The organism is Nonomuraea glycinis (assembly GCF_014646515.1).
Taxonomy (GTDB): domain Bacteria; phylum Actinomycetota; class Actinomycetes; order Streptosporangiales; family Streptosporangiaceae; genus Nonomuraea; species Nonomuraea glycinis.
In genome coordinates this window covers 20,236-45,525 of the sequence record NZ_BMNK01000029.1, presented here as the reverse complement: position 1 = coordinate 45,525, position 25,290 = coordinate 20,236, and the positions used below count along the sequence as shown (strand labels likewise).

The following is a 25,290-nucleotide window of genomic DNA, read 5'->3' as shown; positions in this document are numbered from 1 at the left end:
TTTTCTTACTGCGCGGCCCCGATGCGCCCCCTCGCCCTGCTCCAGCTCGGCTCTTAGCGGAGCAGTCCGGCAGCCCGTGCCCAGCGGTACTTCGCGCCGAGCACCGCTACGGGCTTTTCGGTCGTGTACGGGTACGCGACCACGCCGTGTTCGTACAGGTACTCGCTGGCCTCCTCCACTTCGGTGTCACCGGCCAGCGACACGACGACCGGTTTGACGTTTCCTCTCGCCCGCTCCTCCGCCACGACCTCGGCGATCAGCTCGGCGAAGACCATCGGCGGGGTCACGATGGTGTGCCAGTAGCCCAGGACGAGCGCGTGGATCCGGTCGTCGGTGAGCCCGAGCCGGACCGTGTTCGCGTACGTCGAGGGGGGTTCGCCGCCGGTGATGTCGACCGGGTTGCCGGCCGCGCCGAACGGCGGGATGAAGGCGCGGAACGCCTCGTCCAGATCGGGTGGGATGTCCATGAGCGTCAGCCCGGCGTCCACGCAGGCGTCCGACAGCAGCACGCCGGATCCTCCCGCGCCGGTGATGATGACGACGTTCTCGCCCTTGGGTGCGGGCAGCACGGGCAGCGCGCGGGCGTAGTCGAGCAGGTCGTTGAGGCCCGGCGCGCGGACCACGCCGGCCTGCCGCAGGATGTCGTCGTAGACCTTGTCGTCGCCGGCCAGCGCCCCGGTGTGGGATCCGGCGGCCCGCGCGCCCATCGCGGTGCGCCCGGCCTTCAGCACGATGACCGGCTTGTTCCTGACGACCCGGCGGGCCGCCTCGACGAAGCCGCGCCCGTCCTTGAGGTCCTCCAGGTGCATGGCCACGGCCTGGGTGTTGTCGTCCTGCTCGAAGAAGGTCAGCAGGTCGTCCTCGTCCACGTCGGCCTTGTTGCCGACGCCGACGATCGCCGAGACGCCCATCTTGGTCGTCCGGCTGAAGCCCAGGATGGCCATCCCGATGCCGCCGCTCTGCGAGGTCAGCGCCACACTGCCCTTGACGTCGTACGGCGTGCAGAACGTCGCGCAGAGGTTCTCCGGCGTGTAGTAGTAGCCGTAGATGTTGGGCCCGAGCATCCGCATGCCGTGCCGCCTGGCGATCTCGACGATCTCCTGCTGGCCCGCCACGTTGCCGGTCTCGGCGAAGCCGGACGGGATCATGATCGCGCCCGCGACGCCCTTCCGCCCGGCCTCCTCCAGGGCCGCGGGGACGAACTTGGCCGGGATGGCGAAGACGGCCACGTCCACGTCGTGCGGGACGTCGGCGATGCTCTTGTACGCGGGCAGCCCCAGGATGTCGGGGGCCTTGGGGTTGATGGGGAAGATCTGGCCCTGGTAGCCGCCGTTGATGAGGTTGCGCATCACCGAGTTGCCGATCTTGCCGGTCTCGCCCGAGGCGCCGATGACGGCGACGGAGCGCGGCTTGAAGATCCGGTTCATCTGGCCCAGGATCACCTCCCGCGAAAGCCTGGTGACCTGCGCGGGCGGCTCGCCGACGATGATCCGCACGTCGGCGGCGACGGCGCCGTTCGCGTCGGCGAAGACCGGGTTGAGGTCCACCTCGACGATCTCGGGGAAGTCGCTGACCAGTCTGCCGACGCGCGCGATCAGCGCCGCGAGCGCGCCCCGGTCCGCGGGCTCGGCACCACGGGCACCGCGCAGCACTTGTGCCGCTTTGATGTCGTCCAGCATCCCCAGTGCGTCTTCGTCCGAAACCGGGGCGAGTCGGAAGGTCACGTCCTTGAGGACCTCGACCAGGACGCCGCCCAGGCCGAAGGCGACCAGCTTGCCGAAGGTGGGGTCGGTCACCGCGCCGATGATGACCTCGTGGCCGCCGCCGACCATCTGCTGCACCTGGACGCCGTCGATGCGGGCGCCGGGGTCGTAGGCGCGGGCACTGGCCAGGATGCGCTCGAAGCCGTCCCGTACCTCGTCCTCGGTCTTCAGCCCGACCAGCACGCCGCCCGCGTCGGTCTTGTGCAGGATGTCCGGCGAGACGATCTTCAGCACCACCGGGAAGCCGAGCTCCGCGGCCAGCTCGGCTGCCTCCGTCGCCGATCCGGCCACCCCCTCGCCCGGCGTGGCGATGCCGTACGCCTGGCAGATCTCGCGCCCCTCGGGTGCGGTCAGGCCGGTGCGGCCCTCGGCGAGCGCCTTGTCCAGGATCTCCCTGACCTGCTCCATCAAATGACTCCGTTCGTCTTCAACTCGGCCAGCTCCTCGGCGCTCACGCCCAGCAGGCCGTAGATCTCCTGGTTGTGCTCGCCGAGCAGGGGCGGGGTGGTGACGTCGACCGGCGAGTCCGACAGCTGCAACGGGCTGCCGACGGTGGTGAACTCGCCGCGCTCCGGATGGCCGACCGTGACGACGATGCCCTCCTCGCGCAGGCTCTCGTCCTCGACCAGCTCCTTGGTCGACAAGATCGGCCCGCACGGGATGTTCGCGGCGTTGAGCCGGTCGAGGACCGTCCACTTGTCGTGGCGGCTCGTCCACTCCTCGATGAGCTGGAACATCTTGTCCAGCTTGGACAGCCGGGCCTCGGGGCTCGCCCACTCGGGGTCGTCGGCCAGCTCGGGCCGGCCGATGATGCCCGACAGCGGCTTCCAGCCCACCGGCTGGACGATCACGTAGATGTAGTCGTTCGGGCCGCCGGGCGCGCAGCGCACCGCCCAGCCGGGCTGGCCGCCGCCGCTGGCGTTGCCGGAGCGGGGCACCTCGTCGCCGAAGGTCCGGTTCGGGTACTCGCGCAGCGGGCCGTGCGCGAGCCGCTGCTGGTCGCGGAGCTTGACCCGGCACAGGTTCAGCACGGCGTGCTGCATGGCCACCTGCACCCGCTGGCCGCGCTGGGTCTGCTCGCGCTGGTAGAGGGCGGCCAGGATGCCGGCGACCACGTGGATGCCGGTGCCGGAGTCGCCGATCTGCGCGCCGGTGGCCAGCGGCGGGCCCTCCTCGAAGCCGGTGGTGGACATCGAGCCGCCCATCGCCTGGGCGATCACCTCGTAGGCCTTGAACTTGGCGTAGCGGCCGGTGCCGAAGCCCTTGATCGAGGCGTAGATCAGGCGGGGGTTGAGCTCCTGGAGGCGGTCCCAGGTGAAGCCCATGCGGTCGACCGCGCCGGGGCCGAAGTTCTCCACCAGGATGTCGGCGTCCTTCACCAGCTCGGTGAACAGCTCCTTGCCGCGCTCGCTCTTCATGTTGAGGGTGATGCTGCGCTTGTTGCAGTTGAGCATCGTGAAGTAGAGGCTGTCGACGCCCGGCACGTCGCGCAGTTGCTGCCGGGTGATGTCACCGGTCGGGGACTCCAGTTTGACCACGTCGGCGCCGAGCCAGCCGAGGAGCTGCGTGCAGGACGGGCCGGACTGGACGTGGGTCATGTCGAGGACGCGGACACCTTCGAGTGCCTTCATGTCAGTGACCTGCCTACTTGTACATGGTCTGGTTCATGGTGCCCGGGGCGTAGACGTCGGGATCGACCCATACGTTGATCAGCGACGGCTTGCCGGACTGCCTGGCCCGCTCCAGCGCCGGGCGGATCTCGGCCGGGTCGCGGACCTCCTCGCCGTGGCCGCCCAGGAGCTTGGCGAAGTCGCCGTAGCGGATGTCGCCCAGGGTGTTGCCGATGCGGGCCCGGTCCTCGCCGTACTTGGCGGCCTGGCCGTACCTGATCTGGTTCATGGAGGAGTTGTTGCCGATGACGCCGATGAACGGCAGGTCGAAGCGGACCATGGTCTCGAAGTCCCAGCCGGTGAGGCTGAAGGCGCCGTCGCCGAACAGGCAGAGCACCTCCTTGTCGCGGCGGGCCTGCTTGGCGGCCATCGCGAAGGCCATGCCGACGCCGAGCGTGCCGAGGGGTCCGGGGTCCATCCAGTGGCCGGGCGACTTGGGCTGCACGACCTGGCCGGAGAAGGTGACGATGTCGCCGCCGTCGCCGATGTAGATGCTGTCCTCGGTGAGGAACTCGTTGATCTCGTGGACCAGGCGGTAGGGGTCGATGGGACTGGCGTCGGAGAGCTGGCGGGGCAGGCGCTTGTCGTAGGCCTGGATCTCGACGGCGCGCAGCTCCTCCAGCCACTCCTTGCGCCGGGCCGCGGCGTTGTCGATGCGGCCGCTCGCCGCTTGGGCCGCCGCCGACAGGATGAGGCCGGCGTCGCCGACGATCCCCAGATCGATGTCCCGATTTTTCCCGACAGTGCGGTAGTCGAGGTCGATCTGGACCACCTTGGCGGTCGGCGACAGCCGCTTGCCGTACCCCATCCTGAAGTCGAACGGGGTGCCGACGATGATGATCAGGTCCGCCTCGGTGAAGGCGTACCTGCGGCTGAGCTGGAAGTGGTGCGGGTCCCCCGGCGGCAGCGTGCCGCGCGCCGAGCCGTTCATATAAGCCGGTACGTTCAGCGACCGGACGAAGTCGATCGCCGAGTCCGTCGCCCGGCACGTCCAGACCTGGCTGCCCAGCAGGACGCACGGCTTCTCCGCGTGCGCCAGCAGGTCCGCCAGCCGCTCGATCGCCTCCGGGTCGCCGGCCTGCCGGGTGGAGGCCCGGTAGTTCTTCGGGATCCGCGCCTTCTCTACCGGGATCTTCGCGTCCAGGACGTCGCGCGGGATCTCCAAGAAGGACGGGCCCGGCGCGCCGTGGAAGCACTCGCGGAAGGCCATCGACACGATGTCGGCCACCCGCTCCGTGCTCGGCACCGTGGCGGCGAACTTGGTGATCGGGGTCATCATGTCGACGTGCGGCAGGTCCTGGAGTGAGCCCATCTTGTGCTGGCTGAGCGCCCCCTGACCGCCGATGAGCAACATCGGGCTCTCGGCCCGGAAAGCGTTGGCCACACCGGTGACCGCGTCCGTCGTGCCGGGCCCGGCGGTGACGACCGCGCAACCCGGCTTGCCGGTGATGCGCGCGTAGCCGTCGGCCGCGTGCGCCGCCACCTGCTCGTGGCGCACGTCGATGACCTCGATGCCCTCATCGACACAGCCGTCGTAGATGTCGATGATGTGGCCGCCGCAGAGCGTGTAGATCACGTCCACGCCCTCGGCCTTGAGCGCCTTGGCTACCAGATGACCACCGGAGATCGTTTCCGACATCGTGCACCCTTCTTCGTGTCTCCCGCATACTGCATACCGTATGAACGCAATGGTTACCCTCTAGTCACCGGCCTGTCTAGCCCCCTGCGGGCAACTCGATGAGCTCCACGGACTCTCCTGACCGCCCGGGGCCCCGGCCGCTCGCCGCCGGGCGGCGGCCCAGGACAGCGCCTCCACCACAGGCTCATGTCGTACGACGGTCACGCGACGACTCCTTGACCCGAAATTTTCCATACTGTATACCGAATGCACGATCCGACGCGAGAACGGAGCGAAAGCGTGAAGGTCGCTGTTCTTGGCGCCGGCGCCATCGGCGCGTATGTGGGGGCCGCACTCCACAGGGCGGGAGTGGAGGTGCACCTCATCGCGAGAGGGGAGCACCTCCAGGCCATACGCAGATCCGGTGTCCAGGTGCTCACCCCCAGGGGCGATTTCGTCGCCCACCCCCACGCCACCGACGACCCCCACCAGGTCGGCCCGGTGGACCACGTCTTCCTGGGCCTCAAGGCGAACAGCTACGCCGCCGCGGGCCCCATGATCGCACCGCTGCTGCACGAGGCCACGAGCATCATCGCCGCGCAGAACGGCATCCCGTGGTGGTACTTCCACGGGCTCAAGGGCCCCTACGAGGGCTACCGCATCGAGAGCGTCGACCCTGCGGGAGCGGTCACCACCGCGCTGCCGCTGGACCGCGCCGTCGGCTGCGTCGTCTACGCCGCCACCGAGATCGAGGCGCCGGGCGTCGTCCGCCACCTGGAGGGCACCCGCTTCTCCATCGGCGAGCCCAGCGGCGAGTCCACCGAGCGGTGCCGGAGCTTCAGCCAGGCGGCGGTGGCCGGCGGGCTGAAGTGCCCGGTGGAGCGCGACCTGCGCCGCGACATCTGGATCAAACTCATGGGCAACATCGCCTTCAACCCGATCAGCGCGCTGGCCCGGGCCACCATGGCCGGGATCTGCCGGCACGACGGCACCAGGGAGCTGGTGCGGGCCATGATGGCGGAGACCGTGGAGGTGGCCCGCCGGGTCGGCTGCGATCCCGGCATCTCCATCGAACGCCGGCTGCGCGGCGCCGAGAAGGCCGGCGAGCACAAGACCTCCACGCTCCAAGACCTGGAGAAGGGCAAGCCGCTGGAGCTCGACGTCCTCCTCGCGGCGGTGGTCGAGCTGGCCGACCTGACCGGCGCCGAGATCCCGACACTGCGTGCGATCCATGCGGTGAGTGACCTTCTGGCCGAGAACCTTGTCCGCGCAGTCTAAGGAGGCATACCGTAGATTGTATACAGAATGGAAGGATCATGAGCCATGACCCTCCGCCCCCTCGCGCGCACCGCCGAGTCCAACGCGACCGCCGTACGCATCGCAAGCTCGTCAGGACCGGATGATCAGATGAACGACGTCCGTACAGGCGAGCGGCGGCTGAACGTCACCCCGGGCACCGGCAACGGCTCAGCCGGTGCGCTCGGCCCACCGGGGTGATGGCGGGATGCCGTACGGCGTAGGCCGGGCCCCCAGCGCCGCCGTCCGGCATCCCCACCTATCACGACTTTGACAACCATTTTCATTCTGCGGCATACTGACTCCCATGATGTCAGGACATTCCCGTCTGCGCGTGGCCGGTATGCTCGCGGGCGCCATGGCGTTCACCGCCACCGCCTGCGGCTCCACGAGCACCGCCGCCGCACCCGCGGGCAAGCCGGCGGTGCTCGCCGCCTTCTACCCGCTGCAGTGGGTGACCGAGCAGGTCGGCGGCCCCGACATCACCGTGCGGAGCCTGACCGCCGCCGGCGTCGAGCCGCACGACTTGGAGCTCGGCGCGCAGCAGATCGCCGACCTCGAGGACGCCACGCTGACCGTCTACATCAAGGGCGTGCAGCCCGCCGTGGACGAGGCGGTCACCGCGGACCGCGCCTTCGACGCCGCCACCGCCGTCACCACGATCCCCGCCGGCGAGCACGAGGAGCACGCCGAAGGCGAGGTCGACCACGAGCACGAGGTCCCCTACGACCCGCACCTGTGGCTGGACCCGGCCCGCTTCGCCACCGTCGCCACCAAGCTCGGCGAGCGCCTGGCCGCCGCCGACCCGGCGCACGCGCAGGGCTTCAAGGACCGCGCCGCCACGACCGCGGCCGCCCTGTCCACCCTGGACCAGGAGTTCACCAAGGCCCTGAGCACCTGCGCCACCAAGACCATGATCACCGCGCACGAGGCGTTCGGCTACCTGGCCGACCGATACCGGCTCAAGCAGGTCGGCATCACGCTCGACCCGGAGACCGAGCCCTCCCCCGCCCGCATCGCCGAGGTCGCCGAGCTGGCCAAGGCCGAGAAGGTGACCACCGTCTTCACCGAGGCCCTGGTCAGCCCCAAGGTCGCCGAAGTGCTCGCCGCCGAGGCGGGCGCGAAGACGGCGGTGCTCGATCCTTTGGAAAGCAAGCCCGCAGGCGACTACCTTTCGGCCATGCGCGACAATCTTCAGACATTGCGGACTTCTTTGGGATGCACTCCATGAGCGAACGCGCTTTCGCGATGACCGCCGGTCGAGTGACCCTCGACCGGCGGTCCATCTTGCGTGGCGTCGACCTGACCGTCCGTCCGGGCGAGGTCGTCGCCATCATGGGCGCCAACGGCTCGGGCAAGTCCACCCTGATCCGCGCCCTGCTCGGCCTCACGCCCCTGTCCGGCGGCCAGACCCTCCTGTACGGCGCCCCACCCGCGAAGTTCCGTGACTGGTGGCGCATCGGCTATGTGCCGCAGCGCCTGGCGGTCGGCGGCGGCGTGCCCGCCACCGTCGGCGAGATCGTCACCTCCGGCCGCATCGCCCGGCAGCGCAGGCTCCGCTTCACCACCGCCGCCGACCGCGAGGCGGTGGCGGACGCGCTGGAGGCCGTCGGCCTGGCCGACCGGGCGGCCGATCCGGTGCAGTCGCTGTCCGGCGGCCAGCAGCAGCGGGTGCTGATCGCCCGCGCGCTGGCCGGCCGGCCCGACACCTACGTGATGGACGAGCCCACGGCGGGCGTCGACGCCGCCACCCAGCAGTTGCTCGCCGACACCCTGGCCACGCTGGTGGCCGACGGCAAGACCATCGTGCTCGTCGCGCACGAGCTCGGCCCGCTGGAGCCGCTCATCACCCGCGGCGTCGTGGTCCGGGAGGGCCTCATCGCGCACGACGGACCGCCGCCGCAGCCCGAGGGCGAGTGCGCCAGACCGGGGCACGAGCACGTGCACCCGCACGCCCCCGAGGTCACCGCCGCCGCCGGGCCGCTGCAGGGCTGGCAGGGAGAAGCATGATCGACTTGCTCGGCAGGGAATTCTTCCAGCTCGCGCTGATCGCGGCGCTGCTGGTGGGGCTCTGCGCACCCGCCGTGGGGACCTTCATCGTGCAGCGCCGGCTGGCCCTGCTCGGCGACGGCATCGGGCACGTGGCGCTGACCGGCGTCGCGCTCGGCTTCCTGACCGGCACGGCCCCCGTGCTCACCGCCGTCGCGGTCGCCATCGCCGGCGCCGTCGCCATCGAGGTGGTCAGGGCGCGCGGCCGCACCAGCGGTGACGTCGCGCTGGCGCTGCTGTTCTACGGCGGCATCGCGGGCGGCGTCATGCTCATGGGCATCGCGCCCGGCGGCAGCAACGCCAAGCTCAACGCCTACCTGTTCGGCGCGATCGCGAGCGTCACCAGGCTGGACATCTGGGTCATCGGCGGACTGGCCGTCGCGGTGCTCCTGGTGGTCGGGATCTTCGGCAGGGAGCTGTTCGTGCTCTGCCAGGACGAGGAGATGGCCAAGGCCAGTGGCCTGCCGGTGCGTTTCCTCAGCCTGCTCATCGCCGTCACGGCCGCGCTCACCGTGGTCATCGCCATGCGCGTGGTCGGATTGCTTCTCGTCAGCGCGCTGATGGTCATCCCGGTGGCCACCAGCCAGCAGCTGACCAGGGGTTTTCGCTCGACGATGCTGCTGGCCATGCTGTTCGGCGTGATCGCCGCCGTGGGCGGCCTGCTCGTCTCGTCCCAGTCGGCCAAGGTGGCGCCGGGCGCCGCCATCGTGCTTCTTGCTCTGCTCGGCTTCGTCCTGGCCCTCGGTGTCGGTAAGTTCGTACGTCGAGGCAGATCCCAGGAGACCACAGTGAGCCAGCGACGCGGCACGAGCGTCAAGGAGGTCGCGTGAGCACCAGACGTGACGCCGTCCACGACACCCTTCGGCAGAGCGCGGGCTTCCGCAGCGCTCAGGACGTCTATGCCGAGATGCGCCAGCACGGCGCCAAGATCGGCCTGACCACCGTCTACCGCGCGCTCCAGGCGCTGGCCGACGGCGGCCATGTCGACGTGCTGCGCACCGACGACGGCGAGTCGGTCTACCGCGCGTGCGCCACCGGCGAGCACCACCACCATCTCGTCTGCCGCCGCTGCGGCCGGACCGTCGAGGTGGAGGGTCCGGCCGTCGAGCGCTGGGCCGAGCTGGTCGGCACCGAGCATGGCTTCACCGAGATCACTCACACGGTCGAGGTCTTCGGCACCTGCTCGTCCTGCTCCGAGTCGTCCCTGGCCGGTTGAGGCCGCCGCGAGCCCCACAGCACGCCCGCGACGATCACCGCGCAGCCGGCGAGTTGCGCCGCCGAGGGGCGCTCGCCGAGCAGCGCGGCCGACAGGGCCACCGTCGTCATCGGCTGGATGAGCAGGAGCAGGGCGGTCAGCGCCGCGGGCTGCCGGGGCAGCGTGTAGGCGATCAGCGACCAGCCGAGCAGTTGCGGCCCGAGCGCGAGCAGCAGCAGCCAGCCGTGCGCGGGCCAGGCCGGGGCGAAGTCCGCCCCGCCGAACAACGGGCTGAGCGCCGCGATCGCCAGCGTGGCGACCGCGGTGGCGTGCGCGATCGGCCCCACCGCGCGCCCCGCCCCGGCCTTCAGCAGCAGCATGAACCCGGCGTAGGCGATCGAGGTGGCGATGCCGGTGAGCACGCCGAGCGCCGGATTCGCACCGTACGCCGCGCTGTCGAAGACCCCGGAGATCAGCACCACGCCGACGAACACCACCGGGGTGGCGAGCATCAGCCGGTTCGACGGCCGCTCGCGGAACACCGCCCAGGCGGCGAACGCCACGATGAACACCTGAAGGTTGCCCAGCACGGTGGCCAGGCCCGCGCCCACGTAGTCGATCGAGTGGTGCCAGAACAGCAGGTCGAGGGCGAACAGCAGACCGGCCAGCCAGGCCAGGTTGCGCGCCCTGCCGGGCAGCGGCCCGAGCCTGCGCCGCTCCAGCCAGGCCAGCACCAGCATCGGCGGCGCCGCGTAGGCGCACCTGAACAGCGCCGAGGTGGCGGGCGACACCTCCGCCATCCGGACCAGGGGCGCGGAGGTGGAAATGATCAGAGCACCGGCGATCGCGACCAGCACGATACGGCGATGTGCACTCACGGAATCCCCCGCTCCCCCGTGGGAGAGATACGCTTGACCACGCTAGAACCAGCCCCGACAGGAGTCAATATGGCGTTTGGCCATGACATGGTGCATGCACTCGCCGACGTCGTCGAGCTCATCAACACCTCGCCGTCCACCGGCGGTGACGACGACCTGGTGAGCCTGGCCGAACTACAGTCCTTCGTCGAATCGCGGCAGATCAGCGGCATCACCACACTGACTGCCCGCGACCTCGGTCAGGTTCGGATGGTACGCGAAGCGTTCCACCGGGTCTTCACCGCCCCCGACCAAGCCACCGCCGTGCGCGTCCTCAACTCGCTGCTGTCGGAGACCAGGATCACCCCCCGGCTGACCGAGCACGACGGCCATCCCCTGCACATCCACTACTTCGCCGCCGACGCCACCCTCGCCGAGCACCTGGCGGCCGACTGCGGGGTGGCGCTGGCGCAGCTGCTGGTCGAGGACGAGTGGCAGCGGCTGCGCACCTGCGCGGCCCCCGACTGCGAGAGCGTCTTCGTCGACGAGTCCCGCAACCGCTCGCGCGTCTACTGCGACAGCCGCACCTGCGGCAACCGCATGCACGTGGCCGCCTACCGAGCCCGCCGCCGCGCCTGACCGCGGCGCGTCAGTCGACGATGAACAGCCGGGCGCCCACCTCGGTGCTGGAGCGATGTGGCCGCACGTCGTCCCCGACCTGGTAGCTGCTGCCCGCCTCCATCGTGACGATCTCGCCGTCGGCCAGCTCGGTGGTGAGCGTGCCCTCCAGCACCAGCAAGATGTGACCCCGGCTGCACCAGTGGTCGGCCACGTAGCCGGGGCTGTACTCCACCATCCGGACGCGTACCGAACCGAACTCGCGGGTCCGCCAGGTGGCGACCCCCGGGTCTCCCGTGTGCTCAGTGGTGGGAACCTGCGACCAGTCGGTGATCCCGAAGGGGATGTCGGTCAGCGCCATCCGAAGATCCTATAGGGGGCCGGGGCCCTGGACCTGGTTGGGCAGGGCCCCGCCGTAGCGGCGGTCGCGCTTGGCGTAGGTCTCGCACGCCCCCCACAGGTCCCGCCGGTCGAAGTCGGGCCAGAGCCGGTCCAGGAACACCATCTCGGCGTAGGCCGACTGCCACAGCAGGAAGTTGGAGAAGCGCTGCTCGCCGGAGGACCGGACGAACAGGTCCACCTCCGGGATGTCCGGCTCGTCGAGGTAGCGGGCGAAGACCTTCTCGTTCACCTTCGACGGCCTGACGCGGCCGGCCGCGATGTCCTCCGCCAGCTTGACCGCCGCCTGGACGATCTCCGCCTGGCCGCCGTAGTTGACGCAGAACTGCAGCGTCAGCTTGTGGTTCTTCTCGGTCATCTCCTCGGCCGTCTGCAGCTCGGAGATGACGCTCTTCCACAGCCGCCCCGGCTTGCCCGCCCAGCGCACCCGCACGCCCATGGCATGCAGGTCGTCGCGGCGGCGCCGGATCACGTCACGGTTGAAGCCCATCAGGAAGCGGACCTCGTCGGGCGAGCGCTTCCAGTTCTCCGTCGAGAAGGCGTACGCGCTCAGGTAGGGGACGCCCAGCTCCAGCGCGCCCTCGATGACGTCGAACAGCGACGCCTCGCCCGCTTTGTGGCCCTCGGTGCGCGGCAGCCCGCGGGCCTTGGCCCAGCGGCCGTTGCCGTCCATGACGATGGCCACGTGCCGCGGCACCAGGTCGCGCGGGATCGGCGGCGGCGTCGCACCCGAGGGGTGGGGTGACGGCGGGCGGACGTTCAAACCGGCTCTCTTTCCACGTGTCGAAGTGAGCGAATGCCATGCTCCAGATGCCACTGCAGGTAGGCCGCCACCAGGCCGCTGCACTCGCTGCGGTGGCGCGGCTGTGAGGCGTCGGCGGCGACCCAGTCGCCGCGCAGCAGCGCCGTCATGAGCCCGATCGTCTCCCCCGCCGGCACGGCCGAGCCGGCGGGCTTGCACGCGCCGCACACCACACCGCCCGCCACGATGGCGAAGGCCCTGATCGCCGGGGCCTGGCATCTGGCGCAGGCCTCCAGCGCGGGAGCATAACCGGCGACGGCCAGCGAGCGCAGGAAATAGGCGTCGAGCACCAATCGGGACTCGTGCACTCCGTCGGCCAGGGTGCGCAGTCCCCCCACCAGCAGCAGGAACTGCCGCAGCGCGGGCTCCTTCTCGCCATGGGTGAGCCGGTCCGCGGTCTCCAGCATCGCGCTGCCCGCGGTGTAGCGGGGATAGTCGATCGCCAGCGCCTCGCCATAGGGCCTGATCGTCTCGGCCTGGGTCACGATGTCGAGTGAGCGGCCGGTGTGGAACTGCAGGTCCACATGGGTGAACGGCTCCAGCCGGGCGCCGAAGCGCGAGGTGGTGCGGCGCACGCCCTTGGCGACGGCCCGCACCTTGCCCGTGCGCTTGGCCAGGACGGTGATGATGCGATCGGCCTCGCCGAGTTTCTGGGTGCGCAGGACCACGCCCTCATCCCGGTAGAGACTCACCAGGCCATCCTACGGCCGTACCAAAGTGGAGAAAGTTCGTGCAACACCCCTTGTGGTGTGACGCGACTTTCCGCAACGCTCACTAGACTTTGACGCCTGTCCCCCATTGCCCGTTGTTCAACCCCCCGTTACCGCCTCGAAAGGGAGTCATGACCCGCGTGGTCCTGCTGGGCTCTTCGCCCGGCCCCGACACCGCTCCGACCGGCTTGAGGCTCGCCGCACTTCCCGGCAATCCCACCGTCGTCGAGCGACTGCGCAGCCAGGTCCTCACGATGGACCCGCGGCCCGCCACGATCGAAACCGGCGACGTGGCCGCCGCACTGCGCGCCCTGGCCGAAGTCGCGGATGCCGCGACGGAGAACCTGTTCATCATTCCTGAGAACTCGGTCATCCACGACGAGCTGATCTACCAGATCAACAGGACCAAGCGCGGTGCGCTGGTGCTCGTCGCCAAGGAGCCACGTCAGGAGGCGGCCGACGAGGCGGCCGGCCAGATGACCGGAGAGCAAGAGCTCACCGAGACCGTCCCCATCGACGAGGCCGACCCCGAGATCGGCATGAGCCGGGTCGAAGGGCTACCCGTCCGCGTCCGCATCGGCAAGTCCCGGGTGGTGTCCATCGGCACCGCCACCCACAAGGTGACCAGGCCCAACGCCGTGCTGCTCGGGCCGATGCAGATCAGCACCCGCAACGCCCCCGTGCTGGCCGAGACCTGCCGCGAGCTGGCCGACATGGCCGACACGTTCGGCGAGAGCGACGACCTGGTGCAGCTCATCGCCTTCGGCCTGGTCCGCAGGGGCGTGTCGGTCGGCATCCGGGGCCGCCGCGACCTGTTCTTCCGCCGGGTCTCCACCCAGGAGGAGGCCAACGAGGCCGGCACCGAGATGTCCGGCATGAACGAGGACCGCGCCCGGCTCAACCACGCGGTCAAGGGCGCCGACGGCTTCTTCACCACCTACTTCGTCTCCACCTACTCCCGTTTCATCGCCCGCTGGGCGGCCAGGCGCGGCCTGACGCCCAACCAGGTGACGTTGATCTCGATCGCGCTCGGCATCGCCGCCGCCGCCTGCTTCGCCACCGGCGACCGGCCCGGGATGATCGCGGGCGGGGTGCTGATCTACTTCGCCTTCGTCTTCGACTGCGTCGACGGCCAGGTCGCCCGTTACGCCCGCAAGTTCGGGGTGCTGGGCGCGTGGCTGGACGCCACGTTCGACCGGTTCAAGGAGTACGTCGTCTTCGCCGGACTGTCCATCGGCTGGGTGGTCTCGGGCAACAGCGACGACATCTGGATCCTCGCGCTGGCGGCCATCGGCCTGCAGTCCGTACGCCACCTGCTCGACTTCTCCTTCGGCATCTCCAACCGCCGCAGCAAGGCCCCCGCTCAGTTGCCGACGCTGCCGCTCACCGCGGCCGACGACCGGGACCTGCGCAGGGCCCTGGTGGCCCGCAAGGAAGAGCGCAAGCAGGGCATCCGCGGTCTGCTGAAGATGTGGTCCAAGGCCGGCAAGTACCGCGCCGTCCACTGGGCCCGTAAGATGATCGTGTTCCCCATCGGCGAGCGGTTCGCGGCCATCGCGATCACCGCCGCCCTCTTCGACGCCCGCATTACCTTCCTCACGCTGGTGATCTGGGGCACCGTCGCCGCCACATACACCCTGACCGGACGCCTCATGAGGTCGCTCGCATGATCACCCAACCGCAGGCCGCCGCAGGCCCCACGCCGGACCCCGACGAGGAGCGCCGGCGCATCCAGACCGCCCGCCTGCTCGCCTACCGCGACGACGGCCCGCTCGTCCACGCGGTGGCCGACAAGCTCGGCAAAGGCCTTCCCCCCGTCCCCGCCGCCCTGGCGGCCCTGCTGGCCGTCATCGCGGTCAGCGCCACCGGGCTGCTCCAGCCCGGCCCGATGCTGCTCGTCCCGCCGCTGATCGTGGTGCTGCTGGTGCTGCCGACCGCGCCGCGCGACCACCTCGGCCGGCTCGACTGGCTCACCCCGCCGCTGCTGCGCGGCACCGAGTTCCTCACCATCATCGTGATCGGCCTGGCGGCCGACGCGCCCAAGTGGCTGCTGTTCGTGCTGGTGTACGTCGTCGGCTACCACACCTACGACACCGTCTACCGCACCCGGCAGAGCATCTGGCCGCCAGCCTGGGTGTTCCACGCCGGGCTCGGCTGGGAGCTCCGGCTGCTCATCATCGGCCTGGGCGCCGCGCTGGGCTGGGTCACGCCGGTGCTCGCGGTGCTGACGGCCTACCTGTTCGTGCTGTTCGCGGTGGAGAGCGTGACGAGCTGGGTGCGCCTGGACAAGGCGTCCGCCCAGGCCGGCGCGGACGCCGAGCAGGACCTGGAGGCCTCTCCCGAAGAGGTCATGGAGCAGGCCACCGGCGAAGCCGAGAAGGCCTAGCTCCGCCGACTTCCCCTTCACGCACGTGGCCGGCCGCCCTCCGGGGCGGCCGGCTTCGTGCGTTTTCCGGGCGGCGACAGCCGCTTGGGGCCGGATGTGACCGATTAGTCTGGGGATCCAGGGCATCCGGGAGCCGGGAGACGCGGATGGCGTTCTTGTCACGGCTGTTCAGGCGGAGCGATCCACTGGCAGAGCGGGAGGAAGCGCGCAGGCAGGGCATGCGGGACGCGCGTCGGCACCCGCTGAACGAGTTCACCGACCCGGACCGTCAGCCCGCCTACGTCACCGAGGTACGCGCCCGGGCTCGCGAGCAGATCACCGAGGTCGACAGGGAACTGGCGGCCAGGCGCACCGCGCTGCTGGAGCGGGCGCTGGGTGCCCAGCAGACGATCATGCGTGAGCTGAGCCGACCCGACTTACGCCCCGCCCCGCCCGCCAACGGCCACCCACGACCCGCCGCCGACCCAGAACACCTCCCGCAAGGCTTCACCCCTGCCCCCGGCACCGATCCAGGCCCCGAATCCGGCCCCGCCGCCCATCCCAGCCCCGAGTCCGGGCTCGCCTCGGACCCGGTCCGTGGGACGCAGGCGGCTCACGCCGGGGGCGTGGATGATCCGTTCATCTCCATCGCCGAGGCCCGGTCGCGGCGGGCGGAGGCGCGGCGGCGGCGGGAGCTGACGGCGGCCGGGGAGACCGTACGGCAGGCCCGCGCGCGGTTGGCGCAGCTCGGCCAGGAGCGGGAGAGCGCCCTGATCGAGCGCGAGCACGCCGTGGAGGCGCTGCACGCCAGGGCCGAGCAGCTCATCGCCGCCTACCGAAGCGGTGTGCTGCGCGCGCATCCGCGCCGGGAGGAGATTCCGTCGCTGTGGAAGGGGGAGGTCATCGCGATGAACGCCACCGGCGACACCCCGGCGGGCGTCTCCGGCCGGGAGGAGATGGGCCGCATCCTGCACGAGGTGGAGGAGCGCATCGAGGTGTGGCACGCCGAGGTCCTGCCGACCGTACGGTCCGGCCCGCGCCTCTCCCTCGCCCCACAACGGCTGTCGGCCACGCCGGTGCCGGCGATCGAGCAGGACGTACCGGAAGAGTCTGAAAAGGGCGGAGAAAGGGATCAAGGGCCCGCGAAGGACCACAGCGGCAGCGGGTCTCCCCCGAAGGATCACGACGGCGGCGGGAAGGGCGATGGGCGTGCGTAGGTGGCGTGGGGTGGCGGCGGGTGGCGTGGTGGTGCTGGTCGCGGCGGGGGTGGCCGGGTGCGGGACGGAGGCGAGGGCGGTGTGCGGGGTGGTGGTGGACTCCACCTCCTACGCCGATCCGGACACCTCAAGGAAGGACGTGACCTCGAAGCTGCCCGCGTTCGCCGAGGGGTGCGACTGGGTCGCCTTCGCGGCCGTGACGGGCAGCTCGGAGAGCAGTTCGTGCCGCCAGGATCCAGTGGCCCTCGCCGCCACCTCGGCCGAGAACCCGAATGCGAATCCGGTCGTCGAGGAGCGGATCCGCCAGCACCGGGGCACCGAGGTGCTGCCGCGGGCGGTCAAGCTGTTCGACTGCCCGGCCGAGGGTCAGGGGTCGGATGTGCTGGGCGCGCTGCGGTATGTCGTGAAGCAGGCCGACGCGCGACGGCAGCCGGACCGGGCGCACCAGATCATCGTGTTCAGCGATCTGATCAACAACCGGGGCGAGCTGGACCTGGGCAAGCTGGACCTCAGTGAGGCGGCCAGGCAGCGGAAGATCAAGGAGTTGCTGGACGCCCGGCTGCTGCCCGATCTGAGCGGCTATGCCGTGACGGTGCACGGGTTCCTGCGGGAGAAGACCTCGGGCCCGGACCGCTTCCCGCTGCTGGAGGCGTTCTGGAAGCAGGCGCTGCAGGACGCCGGGGCGACCTCGGTGGACCTGCTGTAGGCAACTGAGAGCGCTCTCCCAGCAGCGCCGCGCGACCTTCACTCCACGATCGACAGCGCCGTGCGGATCGTTGACAACGCGTTAACTGATGTGTTTACGTTCGTGAGAGAGCGCTCTCTTGCTCGTCCGCCTCCGCATCCCCCAGGAGCAGCGATGACATTACGACCCTTAGGAACGGCGGGCCGCAGGCGGCTCGCGGCGATGGCAGCGGCGGTGATCACCCTCAGCGGCCTCCTCGTCCACGGCGCCGTGAGCGCCTCCGCCGACGTCCCGGCCACCCCCTCAGGCTGGTCCCAGGTCTGGGCCGACGACTTCAACGGCCCGGCGAACTCGCCCCCGTCGTCGGCCAACTGGATCGTCGACACCGGCCACAACTACCCCGGCGGCCCGGACAACTGGGGCACCGGTGAGATCCAGAACTACACCGCCAACTCCACCAACCTGGGCCTCGACGGCTCCGGCAACCTGCGCATCACCCCGCGCCGCAGCTCCTCCGGCGAGTGGACGTCCGCGCGCATCGAGACCAGGCGCAGCGACTTCAAGCCCGCCGACGGCCGGATCCTGCGCATCGAGGGCCGCATCCAGATGCCGAACGTCACCGGCGCCGCCGCCGCCGGCTACTGGCCGGCGTTCTGGGCCCTCGGCTCCCCCTACCGGGGCAGCTACTGGAACTGGCCCGGCATCGGCGAGTTCGACATCATGGAGAACGTCAACGGCCTCAACTCCGTGTGGGCCGTGCTGCACTGCGGTGTCGCCCCGGCCGGCCCGTGCGACGAGTTCAACGGCCTCGGCGCCAGCCGCGCCTGCCCCGGCTCGACCTGCCAGTCCGCCTTCCACAACTACCGCTTCGAGTGGGACCGCAGCGTCAGTCCCAACCAACTGCGCTGGTACGTGGACGGCCAGTTGTTCCACAGCCTGAGCCAGTCCCGGTTCGACGCGGCCACCTGGAACAACATGACCGGCCACGCCGGCTACTTCCTGCTGCTCAACGTGGCCATGGGCGGCGCGTTCCCGAACGGCGTGGCCGGCAGCGCCACACCGACCGCGGCCACCGTGCCGGGGAACCCGATGGTCGTCGACTACGTGGCCGTGTGGCAGAGCGGCACCGGCAATCCCGACCCTGACCCCGATCCCGACCCCGAGCCCGGCAACGTGGACGCCCGATCCCGGATCCAGGCCGAGAACCACCAGGCCCAGCAGGGCACCTTCACGGAGAACACCACCGACACCGACGGCGGCCGGAACGTCGGCGCCATCGCCAACGGCGACTGGCTCCGCTTCGACGGCGTGAACTTCGGCAGCCAGGCCGCCACACAGTTCAAGGCCAGGGTGGCGTCCGGCGCGGGCGCCGGGGTGAGCGGGCTCGTACAGGTGCGGCTCGGCAGCCCGACCGCCTCGCCGGTCGCCGAGTTCGCGCTGGCCAACACGGGTGGCTGGCAGAGCTGGCGGACGGTACCGGCGAACATGTCGCCGGTGACCGGCACGCACACGGTCTACCTGACGTTCAGCAGCGGCCAGCCGGCCGACTTCGTCAACGTCAACTGGTTCACCTTCTCCACCAACTGAGGCCCCACCGGCTGAGGCCCCACCGGCAGGGGCCACCGGCAGGGGCCACCGGCTCAGGCTTCACCGGCTTCACCGAAAGAGTCAGGCGCCGCGCGCACCCGCGTCGCGGCGCCTGACCACGATCCGCTCGGCCCAGCTCGCGGCCTCCGGATCGCGCAGCCCCTCCACCACCCCGCCGAGGTAGGCCGTGGCCAGGCTGTCGAAGCCGCTGTCGAGCTGCCGCAGCCGGCCCGCCCCGCGCCGGTCGGCGGACTGCAGGTATTGGGCGATGCTCTCGGCGTGGCCGGCGTCCTGCTGGTAGACGGCCTGGGCGGCGGCGAGGGCCCGCGCCTCGGCGTCCCGCTTGGCGCGCAGCTCACGCAGCCTGACGTCGTTGGGATTGTGCATCCGGCGGCCGAGGTCCGCCGCGATCAGCGCGGTGGCGATGAGCAAGGCCAGCAGGAGGATCATCGTCGGCAACTGGCCGACTCCCTCGGAGGTGGGCCCGATCGCCTGCCCGTCCACGATCAGCGGCTTGACCAGGGCGTCCCTGCGCAGCACCGCGACGGCCACGATGAGCCCCAGCCAGACCAGCGCCACGACGATCAGCAGCCAGCGCCCTCGCGCCGAGCCGCCGTGCTCCTGCCAGGATCGGAACGCCCTGCCGTACATGTGCGGCGCGACCAGCATGATCAGGGCCGTGCCGGCGGCGAGCAGCGCGGTCATCGCGACGCTGTCGCCCCAGCTGAGGATCACCTGATAGAGGATCGGCACCTCGACGATCAGCAGCAGGAGCAGCAGCAGGGCGGCGGGCAGCCAGCGGCGCACGGTGGGCCAGCGACTGCCGGACAGGGCGATCGAGCTGGGCCGGCCGTCGCCGGCGCGCCTGCTGGGCTGCTCCAGCTCGGCGACCCGCGGCTGGGTGTCGTCCAGGGCCGCGCGGGCGTCGGTGAAGGCGCGCTGCGACTCGGCCAGCTTGATCTTCTGGGTCTCGAAGGCGGCGCGCGCCTGCTGGATCTCCCGCTCGGTGAGGTTCTCGATCTCGGCCAGCTCGCCCAGCCGCTCGTCCTCCAGCTCCTGGAAGCGCGGCACGCTGCCGGTCTGCAGCGTCAGCGTGTCGATCTGGCCGTCGGTGGCGTGCCCGCGGCCCAGCTCACGCTCCTCGCGCCGGCGGGCCGCCCAGTCGGGCAGGTGGTAGAGGTCGCCGTCGTACGCCACAGCGGGCGCGATCCGGGCGACCTGTCCGGGGTCGATGGGTTCGTCCTTGTGCCGGCGGAAGAGGGGCATCTGGCCTCCAGCGAAGGGCTGTCCTTCGATGCTAACCGCCGGGCCGCCCGCCGCGAGGGTCCGCTCAGCCGCTGTCGCGGACCACCAGGCTCGCAGGCAGCACGACCGAGGTGGTCGGCCTGCCTTCCAGCCTGGACAGCAGCAGCCTGGCCAGCGCCTTGGCCTGCCCCGCGACGGGGACGCGTACGGTGGTCAGCGCGGGGCTGGTCCAAGAGGCGGCGGCCACGTCGCCGAAGCCCACGACCGCGAGGTCCGCCGGCACCCGCAGGCCCATCCCCTCGACCGCCCGCAGGACGCCGGCGGCCAGCTCGTCGCTGCTGGCGAAGATCGCGTCCAGGCGGCCCGCGTCGTGCATGAGCCGCGCGGTCGCCGCCACCGCCGACTCCCCGTCGAGGCCGGCGGGCGCCACGTGCGGCCGCAGGCCCGCGCGCTGGAGGGCGTCGCGGTGACCGGTGAGCCGGTCCTGAACGGCGACCAGATGGGTGGGGCCGCAGACCATGCCGATGTGCCGGCGCCCCTGGCGCAGCAGGTGCTCGGTCGCGGCCGCGGCTCCCGCCGCGTTGTCCACGTCCACGTACGGGACGAGCGAGGTGATGGCGGGCTTGCCCAGCAGCACGATGGGCGCGTCGGTGCGGGCCAGCCGCTCGGTCAGCGGGTCGGTGTCATCCGCCGGCAGCAGGATCACCCCGTCCACCAGCCCGGCCTCCACGTGCTGGACGATGCGCCGGTGACTCTCGGCGGTGTCGGAGAGCATGAGCGTGATCCGCTTGCCCGCGCTTTCGAGCACACTGGTGACGTAGTGCACGACAGCGGCCGTGAGCGCGTCGCCGCGCTGCCCGGGGACCGACAGGACCAGCGCGATGGTGTCGGTGCGGCGGGTGACCAGGCTCCTGGCCGCCGCGTTGGGCACGTAGCCGAGCTCCTTGACGGCCAGCAGCACCTTCGCGCGCGCGTCCGCGCTGACCGATGGCTCGCCGTTGACCACACGGGAGACGGTGGCCCTGGAGACGCGGGCGCGCGCGGCCACGGTCTCCAGCGTGGGACGTCTGAGCCGGTCGTCGCCGAGCCCGCCGCGCTTGATGACGTCGCGGTACCACAGGGCGCTGTCCTTCATGATCCGCCGCTGGGTGCCGAAGTCCACGTGGACGAGACCGAACCTGCGCTGGTAGCCGTCGGCCCACTCGTGGCAGTCGAGCAGCGACCAGACGAGGTAGCCGCGCACCTTGGCGCCCTGCTCGACGGCGGTCAGCAGGGCGCGCAGGTGCTCCTCGATGAAGCTGACGCGGTCGGCGTCGTGGACGCCGTCGCCGGTCACGGTGTCGGCGAAGTCGGCCCCGTTCTCGGTGATCATGAGATTCAGGTCGGGGTAGTCCCGCGACAGCCGGCCCAGCAGCAGCGTCAGCGCGCTCGGCACGATGGCCCAGCCCATGGCGGTCACGGCGGTCGGCACGGTGGTGAACAGGATGTTCTCGCTGCCCGGATAGGCGAGGTCGGCCGGCTCGCCGGGCTGGGCCTGGACCACGCAGGGCGCGTAGTAGTTGACGCCGAGCAGGTCGATGGGCTGGGCGATGATCTCCAGGTCCCCGTCGCGGACATGGCCGAGCCCGGCGGTCCGGTCCACGATCTCCAGCAGGCGCTCCGGATAGCGGCCGCGCAGCATCGGCTCCAGGAACTGGCCGTGCATGAGCTGGTCGATCCGGTCCACCGCCTCGGCGTCCTCCTCGGAGAGCCGCTTGCCGGAGCCGGTCACCTGGCCGGGAGTCAGCACGGGGGCGAGGTTGAGCGCCACGCCGACCTCGGCGGCGCCCGCCGCGCGGAGCGCGCGGGCCGCCAGCCCGTGCCCGAGCAGCATGTGGTGCGCGGCGGTGAACGCGTCGGCGGCCGACTTCCTGCCGGGCGCGTGGATGCCTGCGGCGTGGCCGATGAACGCCGCCACCCACGGCTCGTTCAGCGTCAGCCAGGTGCCCACCCGGTCGCCCAGCCGATCGTGCACCACCTGCGCGTAGTCGGCGAACCGGTAGGCGGTGTCCCGCTCCGGCCAGCCGCCGCGCTCCTCCAGCGCCTGGGGCAGGTCCCAGTGGTAGAGGGTGACGTACGGCTTGATCCCCGCGTCCAGCAGCTCGTCGACCAGCTTGTCGTAGAAGTCCAGCCCCGCCGGGTTCACCCGGCCGGCCCCCTCGGGCAGCACCCTGGGCCAGCTCACCGAGAACCGGTAGGCGCCCACGCCCAGGTCCTTCATCAGCCGCACGTCGTCGGGATAGCGGTGGTAGTGGTCGCAGGCGGCCCCGGAGTCGGAGAAGGAGTCCCAGATGGAAGGGCCCCTGCCGTCCTCCCCGTTGGCGCCTTCGACCTGGTAGGCGGACGTGGACGTGCCCCACACGAAGTCTTCCGGGAACCTCGTTCTGCTCATCTCTTCGGGAACCTTCCGGCCGGTGTGCGTAGCGCCCAGTCTCGCGTGCTCAGATCGTCGCGCGCCACACGGGCGAGGCTGTATACAGAGCGCGTGGAACTGGATCGGTTGGACCGTGACATCATCGCCGCGCTCGTCGAGGACGCCCGCGCGACCTACGCCGAGATCGGCCATCAGGTGGGGTTGAGCGCGTCGGCGGTCAAGCGGCGGGTGGATCGGCTGCGGGTGACCGGCGCGATCACCGGTTTCAGCGCCAGGGTGGCGCCGCAGGCGCTCGGCTGGACGACCGAGGCCTACGTCGAGCTGTTCTGCCAGGGCAAGACCAAGCCGTCCGACATCGCGCTGGCCGTGGCCCGCTATCCGGAGGTGGTCGGCGCGGCCACGATCACCGGCGAGGCGGACGCGCTGCTGCACATCCGGGCGACCGACGTACGCCATGTGGAGCGGGTGATCGAGCGGATAGCGGCGGAGGCGTTCGTGGTGCGGACGAAGAGCTCGATCGTGCTGTCCAGGCTGGTCGACAGCCCTCCCGGGAGCGCGGTGGCGGAGCCGCGCAACGGATCGCCGGTCCCCGGCTGAAACTCGCAACAGAACCTCGCATACACGCAATACCGCCCTCTTACCTGCGACAACGCCGCTTCTTAGGCTGTATCCGTCCCCTGCTGTGAGGACCTTTCACTACGCACAACTCCGGAGCCCTGCATGCCCAGACACTTCCTGATGTGTCGCCCCGACCACTTCGCGGTCGAGTATGCGATCAACCCGTGGATGCATCCCGAAGCCGGCTCCGATCGCGACCTCGCCGTCCGCCAGTGGGAAGGTCTCAAGGCCGTGTACGAGAGCCTCGGGCACCAGGTGAGCCTGATCGACCCGATCGAGGGCCTGCCGGACATGGTCTTCGCCGCCAACGGCGCGCTCGTCGTCGGCGGCCGGGTCTACGGCGCCAGCTTCGCCTTCCCCCAGCGGGTCCCCGAGGGGCCCGCCTACCTGCGCTGGTTCGCCGAGCGCGGGTTCGAGACGCTGCAGGCCACGCACGTCAACGAGGGCGAGGGCGACTTCCTCGCGCTCGACGACGTGATCCTCGCGGGCACGGGCTTTCGCACCGACCGCGCCGCGCACCACGAGGCACAGGAGTTCCTCGGCCGTCCGGTAGTCTCGTTGTCATTGGTGGATCCGCGTTTCTACCACCTGGACACGGCCCTGTTCCCGCTCGACGGCCGCAACGTCGCCTACTATCCCGGCGCCTTCTCCGCAGGCAGCCGTGAGGTGCTGCGCTGGCTGTTTCCGGACGCCGTGCTCGCGACGGCGCTCGACGCCGAGGTGCTCGGCCTCAACGCGGTCAGCGACGGCAGCCACGTGGTGATCAACTCCGAGGCCGGCGACCTTCAGCTGGAGCTGAAGCGGCGCGGCTACGAGGTGATCCCCGTCGAGCTGTCGGAGCTGCGCAAAGCAGGTGGCGGCCCCAAGTGCTGCACACTGGAGATCAGGGGGGAGAACTGAATGACCACCAGCGCCGAACTCATAGAGGTCAGTGAGCGCCGCAGCGCGCACAACTACCACCCGCTGCCCGTGGTGATCCACGAGGCGGACGGCTCCTGGGTAACCGACGTCGAGGGCAAGCGCTACCTGGACTTCCTGTCCGGCTACTCGTCACTGAACTTCGGCCACGGCAACCAGAAGATCATCGAGGCGGCGCAGGAGCAGCTCAAGCACCTGACGCTGACCAGCCGCGCCTTCTACCATGACCAGTTCGCCAGGTTCTGCGCCGGACTCGGGGACCTCACCGGCAAGGACATGATCCTGCCGATGAACACCGGCGCCGAGGCCGTGGAGACCGCGATCAAGGTCGCCCGCAAGTGGGGCTACCTGGTCAAGGGGGTCGAACGGGACAAGGCCACCATCATCGTGATGGAGGACAACTTCCACGGCCGTACCACGACGATCGTCAGCTTCTCCACCGACGAGGACGCCCGCGCCGACTTCGGGCCGTACACGCCGGGCTTCACGGTCGTGAAGTACGGCTCCACGGAGGCGATCAGGGAGGCCATCGACGCCAACACCGTCGCGGTGCTGATCGAGCCGATCCAGGGCGAGGCCGGGGTGCTGGTGCCGCCGGACGGCTACCTCACCGAGGTGCGCGAGCTGTGCACCGAGCAGAACGTGCTCATGATCGCCGACGAGATCCAGTCCGGCCTCGGCCGTACCGGCGCGACGTTCGCCTGCGACCACGAGGGCGTCGTGCCGGACATCTACGTCCTGGGCAAGGCCCTGGGCGGCGGCGTCGTCCCGGTCTCGGCCATCGCCGCGAACGAGGACGTGCTCGGCGTGATCAAGCCGGGTCAGCACGGCTCCACCTTCGGCGGCAACCCGCTCGCGTGCGCCGTCGGCAACGCCGTGATCGACCTGCTCAACACCGGCGAGTACCAGGACCGGGCCACCAAGCTCGGCGAGGTGCTGCACGCCCGGCTGCGCGAGCTGATCGGCCACGGCGTGGTGACGGTGCGCGGGCGCGGCCTGTGGGCGGGCGTCGACATCGACTCCTCCCTGGCCACCGGTCGCGAGATCTCCAAGGCGCTGATGGCGCGCGGCGTGCTGGCCAAGGACACGCACGGGTCCACGATCCGGCTCGCGCCGCCGATCGTGATCTCCGAGGAGGACCTCCTCTGGGCGGTCGACCAGCTCGCCGACGCGATCGACTCCTTCCGCTGACCCATCGGGTAACGGCCCGCGCCCTGACAAGGACGCGGGCCGTTCCCGCCCCCTGGGTAGGGCCCGCGTCCTTC

The 25,290-nt window shown here is 70.6% G+C and carries 24 protein-coding genes; 15 read left to right on the top strand and 9 right to left on the bottom strand.

Features of this window, described 5'->3' with window-relative positions; genetic code table 11:
- Positions 1 to 53: 53 nt before the first annotated feature.
- The 3 genes from IEY87_RS44520 to IEY87_RS44510 are packed head-to-tail and all read right to left on the bottom strand — an operon-like array spanning position 54 to position 5,072.
- On the bottom strand, positions 54 to 2,171 hold the full coding sequence (locus IEY87_RS44520; RefSeq protein WP_189144963.1) for an acetate--CoA ligase family protein: 2,118 nt from the start codon (positions 2,169 to 2,171) through the stop codon (positions 54 to 56).
- Positions 2,171 to 3,394 carry a formyl-CoA transferase gene (gene frc / locus IEY87_RS44515; RefSeq protein ID WP_189144962.1) on the bottom strand — a complete coding sequence of 408 codons (1,224 nt, stop codon included), beginning with the start codon at positions 3,392 to 3,394 and terminating at the stop codon, positions 2,171 to 2,173. The genes IEY87_RS44520 and frc overlap by 1 nt, the downstream gene beginning before the upstream one ends.
- Before the next feature lie 13 nt (positions 3,395 to 3,407).
- Positions 3,408 to 5,072: a thiamine pyrophosphate-binding protein gene (locus tag IEY87_RS44510; protein WP_189144961.1), complete on the bottom strand. Its 1,665-nt coding sequence runs from the start codon at positions 5,070 to 5,072 to the stop codon at positions 3,408 to 3,410.
- A gap of 279 nt (positions 5,073 to 5,351) precedes the next feature.
- Between IEY87_RS44510 and IEY87_RS44505 the strand changes: the two genes are divergently transcribed.
- From IEY87_RS44505 to IEY87_RS44480, 6 genes are all read left to right on the top strand, one after another.
- Positions 5,352 to 6,329, top strand: a complete 978-nt coding sequence (locus tag IEY87_RS44505) for a 2-dehydropantoate 2-reductase (RefSeq protein ID WP_189144960.1) — start codon at positions 5,352 to 5,354, stop codon at positions 6,327 to 6,329.
- A 45-nt stretch (positions 6,330 to 6,374) separates the two neighbouring features.
- Entirely contained in the window at positions 6,375 to 6,548 is a 174-nt protein-coding gene (locus IEY87_RS44500) for a hypothetical protein (protein ID WP_189144959.1), read from the top strand.
- A 142-nt stretch (positions 6,549 to 6,690) separates the two neighbouring features.
- Positions 6,691 to 7,578 (top strand): metal ABC transporter substrate-binding protein, encoded by an 888-nt coding sequence (locus tag IEY87_RS44495; protein ID WP_225278272.1) that lies wholly within the window; start codon positions 6,691 to 6,693, stop codon positions 7,576 to 7,578.
- On the top strand, positions 7,566 to 8,357 hold the full coding sequence (locus IEY87_RS44490) for a metal ABC transporter ATP-binding protein (RefSeq protein ID WP_189144957.1): 792 nt from the start codon (positions 7,566 to 7,568) through the stop codon (positions 8,355 to 8,357). The genes IEY87_RS44495 and IEY87_RS44490 overlap by 13 nt, the downstream gene beginning before the upstream one ends.
- Complete coding sequence (locus IEY87_RS44485) at positions 8,354 to 9,226, top strand: metal ABC transporter permease (protein ID WP_189144956.1); 873 nt, start codon at positions 8,354 to 8,356, stop codon at positions 9,224 to 9,226. Before IEY87_RS44490 ends, IEY87_RS44485 begins: the two co-directional genes overlap by 4 nt.
- Positions 9,223 to 9,612 (top strand): Fur family transcriptional regulator, encoded by a 390-nt coding sequence (locus IEY87_RS44480; RefSeq protein WP_189144955.1) that lies wholly within the window; start codon positions 9,223 to 9,225, stop codon positions 9,610 to 9,612. The genes IEY87_RS44485 and IEY87_RS44480 overlap by 4 nt, the downstream gene beginning before the upstream one ends.
- Here the strand turns inward: IEY87_RS44480 and IEY87_RS44475 are convergent.
- Positions 9,552 to 10,469, bottom strand: a complete 918-nt coding sequence (locus IEY87_RS44475) for a DMT family transporter (RefSeq protein WP_189144954.1) — start codon at positions 10,467 to 10,469, stop codon at positions 9,552 to 9,554. The two genes, IEY87_RS44480 and IEY87_RS44475, sit on opposite strands and share 61 nt — an antisense overlap.
- A 69-nt stretch (positions 10,470 to 10,538) precedes the next feature.
- On the opposite strand from IEY87_RS44475, the gene IEY87_RS44470 reads away from it, so the two are divergent.
- Positions 10,539 to 11,087: a CGNR zinc finger domain-containing protein gene (locus tag IEY87_RS44470; protein WP_189144953.1), complete on the top strand. Its 549-nt coding sequence runs from the start codon at positions 10,539 to 10,541 to the stop codon at positions 11,085 to 11,087.
- A gap of 10 nt (positions 11,088 to 11,097) precedes the next feature.
- Here IEY87_RS44470 and IEY87_RS44465 read toward each other — a convergent pair whose 3' ends face one another.
- Genes IEY87_RS44465 through recO form a run of 3 tightly spaced genes read right to left on the bottom strand, consistent with a single transcriptional unit; the run spans position 11,098 to position 12,959 of the window.
- Positions 11,098 to 11,427, bottom strand: coding sequence for a DHCW motif cupin fold protein (locus IEY87_RS44465; protein ID WP_189144952.1), 330 nt, complete (start codon positions 11,425 to 11,427; stop codon positions 11,098 to 11,100).
- 9 nt (positions 11,428 to 11,436) lie between these two features.
- Complete coding sequence (locus IEY87_RS44460) at positions 11,437 to 12,228, bottom strand: isoprenyl transferase (protein ID WP_189144951.1); 792 nt, start codon at positions 12,226 to 12,228, stop codon at positions 11,437 to 11,439.
- Positions 12,225 to 12,959, bottom strand: coding sequence for a DNA repair protein RecO (gene recO / locus IEY87_RS44455; RefSeq protein WP_189144950.1), 735 nt, complete (start codon positions 12,957 to 12,959; stop codon positions 12,225 to 12,227). Before recO ends, IEY87_RS44460 begins: the two co-directional genes overlap by 4 nt.
- Before the next feature lie 149 nt (positions 12,960 to 13,108).
- Here recO and IEY87_RS46930 point away from each other — a divergent pair, with 149 nt between their 5' ends.
- The 5 genes from IEY87_RS46930 (at position 13,109) to IEY87_RS44430 (ending at position 18,831) form a co-directional block, all read left to right on the top strand.
- Positions 13,109 to 14,647: a CDP-alcohol phosphatidyltransferase family protein gene (locus IEY87_RS46930; RefSeq protein WP_189144949.1), complete on the top strand. Its 1,539-nt coding sequence runs from the start codon at positions 13,109 to 13,111 to the stop codon at positions 14,645 to 14,647.
- Positions 14,644 to 15,363 (top strand): DUF5941 domain-containing protein, encoded by a 720-nt coding sequence (locus IEY87_RS46925; RefSeq protein ID WP_189144948.1) that lies wholly within the window; start codon positions 14,644 to 14,646, stop codon positions 15,361 to 15,363. Before IEY87_RS46930 ends, IEY87_RS46925 begins: the two co-directional genes overlap by 4 nt.
- A 146-nt stretch (positions 15,364 to 15,509) precedes the next feature.
- On the top strand, positions 15,510 to 16,559 hold the full coding sequence (locus IEY87_RS44440) for a hypothetical protein (RefSeq protein ID WP_189144947.1): 1,050 nt from the start codon (positions 15,510 to 15,512) through the stop codon (positions 16,557 to 16,559).
- The gene (locus tag IEY87_RS44435) at positions 16,552 to 17,265 is read left to right on the top strand and encodes a vWA domain-containing protein (RefSeq protein WP_189144946.1); all 714 of its coding nucleotides are present in this window, start codon (positions 16,552 to 16,554) and stop codon (positions 17,263 to 17,265) included. Before IEY87_RS44440 ends, IEY87_RS44435 begins: the two co-directional genes overlap by 8 nt.
- Positions 17,266 to 17,418: 153 nt before the next feature.
- On the top strand, positions 17,419 to 18,831 hold the full coding sequence (locus tag IEY87_RS44430; protein WP_189144945.1) for a glycoside hydrolase family 16 protein: 1,413 nt from the start codon (positions 17,419 to 17,421) through the stop codon (positions 18,829 to 18,831).
- 81 nt (positions 18,832 to 18,912) lie between these two features.
- Here IEY87_RS44430 and IEY87_RS44425 read toward each other — a convergent pair whose 3' ends face one another.
- Positions 18,913 to 20,097, bottom strand: coding sequence for a hypothetical protein (locus tag IEY87_RS44425; RefSeq protein ID WP_189144944.1), 1,185 nt, complete (start codon positions 20,095 to 20,097; stop codon positions 18,913 to 18,915).
- A 64-nt stretch (positions 20,098 to 20,161) separates the two neighbouring features.
- A complete protein-coding gene (locus IEY87_RS47075; RefSeq protein WP_189144943.1) occupies positions 20,162 to 22,507 on the bottom strand; it encodes a GH1 family beta-glucosidase in 2,346 nt (781 codons plus the stop codon).
- Between the two features lie 93 nt (positions 22,508 to 22,600).
- Between IEY87_RS47075 and IEY87_RS44415 the strand changes: the two genes are divergently transcribed.
- The 3 genes from IEY87_RS44415 to rocD all read left to right on the top strand — a co-directional run bounded on the left by IEY87_RS44415 (position 22,601) and on the right by rocD (position 25,216).
- Entirely contained in the window at positions 22,601 to 23,086 is a 486-nt protein-coding gene (locus IEY87_RS44415; RefSeq protein ID WP_189144942.1) for an Lrp/AsnC family transcriptional regulator, read from the top strand.
- Positions 23,087 to 23,209: 123 nt separating this feature from the next.
- On the top strand, positions 23,210 to 24,007 hold the full coding sequence (ddaH, locus tag IEY87_RS44410; RefSeq protein WP_189144941.1) for a dimethylargininase: 798 nt from the start codon (positions 23,210 to 23,212) through the stop codon (positions 24,005 to 24,007).
- Positions 24,008 to 25,216 carry an ornithine--oxo-acid transaminase gene (gene rocD, locus IEY87_RS44405; protein WP_189144940.1) on the top strand — a complete coding sequence of 403 codons (1,209 nt, stop codon included), beginning with the start codon at positions 24,008 to 24,010 and terminating at the stop codon, positions 25,214 to 25,216. It begins immediately after the preceding gene.
- The last annotated feature ends 74 nt before the right edge of the window (positions 25,217 to 25,290 follow it).

Bases quoted from the DNA above. Each gene is read 5' to 3' on its own strand.
- IEY87_RS44520 (WP_189144963.1), bottom strand. From the start codon at position 2,171: ATGGAGCAGGTCAGGGAGATCCTGGACAAGGCGCTCGCCGAGGGCCGC.
- frc (WP_189144962.1), bottom strand. From the start codon at position 3,394: ATGAAGGCACTCGAAGGTGTCCGCGTCCTCGACATGACCCACGTCCAG.
- IEY87_RS44510 (WP_189144961.1), bottom strand. From the start codon at position 5,072: ATGTCGGAAACGATCTCCGGTGGTCATCTGGTAGCCAAGGCGCTCAAG.
- IEY87_RS44500 (WP_189144959.1), top strand. From the start codon at position 6,375: ATGACCCTCCGCCCCCTCGCGCGCACCGCCGAGTCCAACGCGACCGCC.
- IEY87_RS44495 (WP_225278272.1), top strand. From the start codon at position 6,691: ATGCTCGCGGGCGCCATGGCGTTCACCGCCACCGCCTGCGGCTCCACG.
- IEY87_RS44490 (WP_189144957.1), top strand. From the start codon at position 7,566: ATGCACTCCATGAGCGAACGCGCTTTCGCGATGACCGCCGGTCGAGTG.
- IEY87_RS44485 (WP_189144956.1), top strand. From the start codon at position 8,354: ATGATCGACTTGCTCGGCAGGGAATTCTTCCAGCTCGCGCTGATCGCG.
- IEY87_RS44470 (WP_189144953.1), top strand. From the start codon at position 10,539: ATGGCGTTTGGCCATGACATGGTGCATGCACTCGCCGACGTCGTCGAG.
- IEY87_RS44465 (WP_189144952.1), bottom strand. From the start codon at position 11,427: ATGGCGCTGACCGACATCCCCTTCGGGATCACCGACTGGTCGCAGGTT.
- IEY87_RS46930 (WP_189144949.1), top strand. From the start codon at position 13,109: ATGACCCGCGTGGTCCTGCTGGGCTCTTCGCCCGGCCCCGACACCGCT.
- IEY87_RS46925 (WP_189144948.1), top strand. From the start codon at position 14,644: ATGATCACCCAACCGCAGGCCGCCGCAGGCCCCACGCCGGACCCCGAC.
- IEY87_RS44440 (WP_189144947.1), top strand. From the start codon at position 15,510: ATGGCGTTCTTGTCACGGCTGTTCAGGCGGAGCGATCCACTGGCAGAG.
- IEY87_RS44430 (WP_189144945.1), top strand. From the start codon at position 17,419: ATGACATTACGACCCTTAGGAACGGCGGGCCGCAGGCGGCTCGCGGCG.
- IEY87_RS44425 (WP_189144944.1), bottom strand. From the start codon at position 20,097: ATGCCCCTCTTCCGCCGGCACAAGGACGAACCCATCGACCCCGGACAG.
- IEY87_RS47075 (WP_189144943.1), bottom strand. From the start codon at position 22,507: ATGAGCAGAACGAGGTTCCCGGAAGACTTCGTGTGGGGCACGTCCACG.
- ddaH (WP_189144941.1), top strand. From the start codon at position 23,210: ATGCCCAGACACTTCCTGATGTGTCGCCCCGACCACTTCGCGGTCGAG.
- rocD (WP_189144940.1), top strand. From the start codon at position 24,008: ATGACCACCAGCGCCGAACTCATAGAGGTCAGTGAGCGCCGCAGCGCG.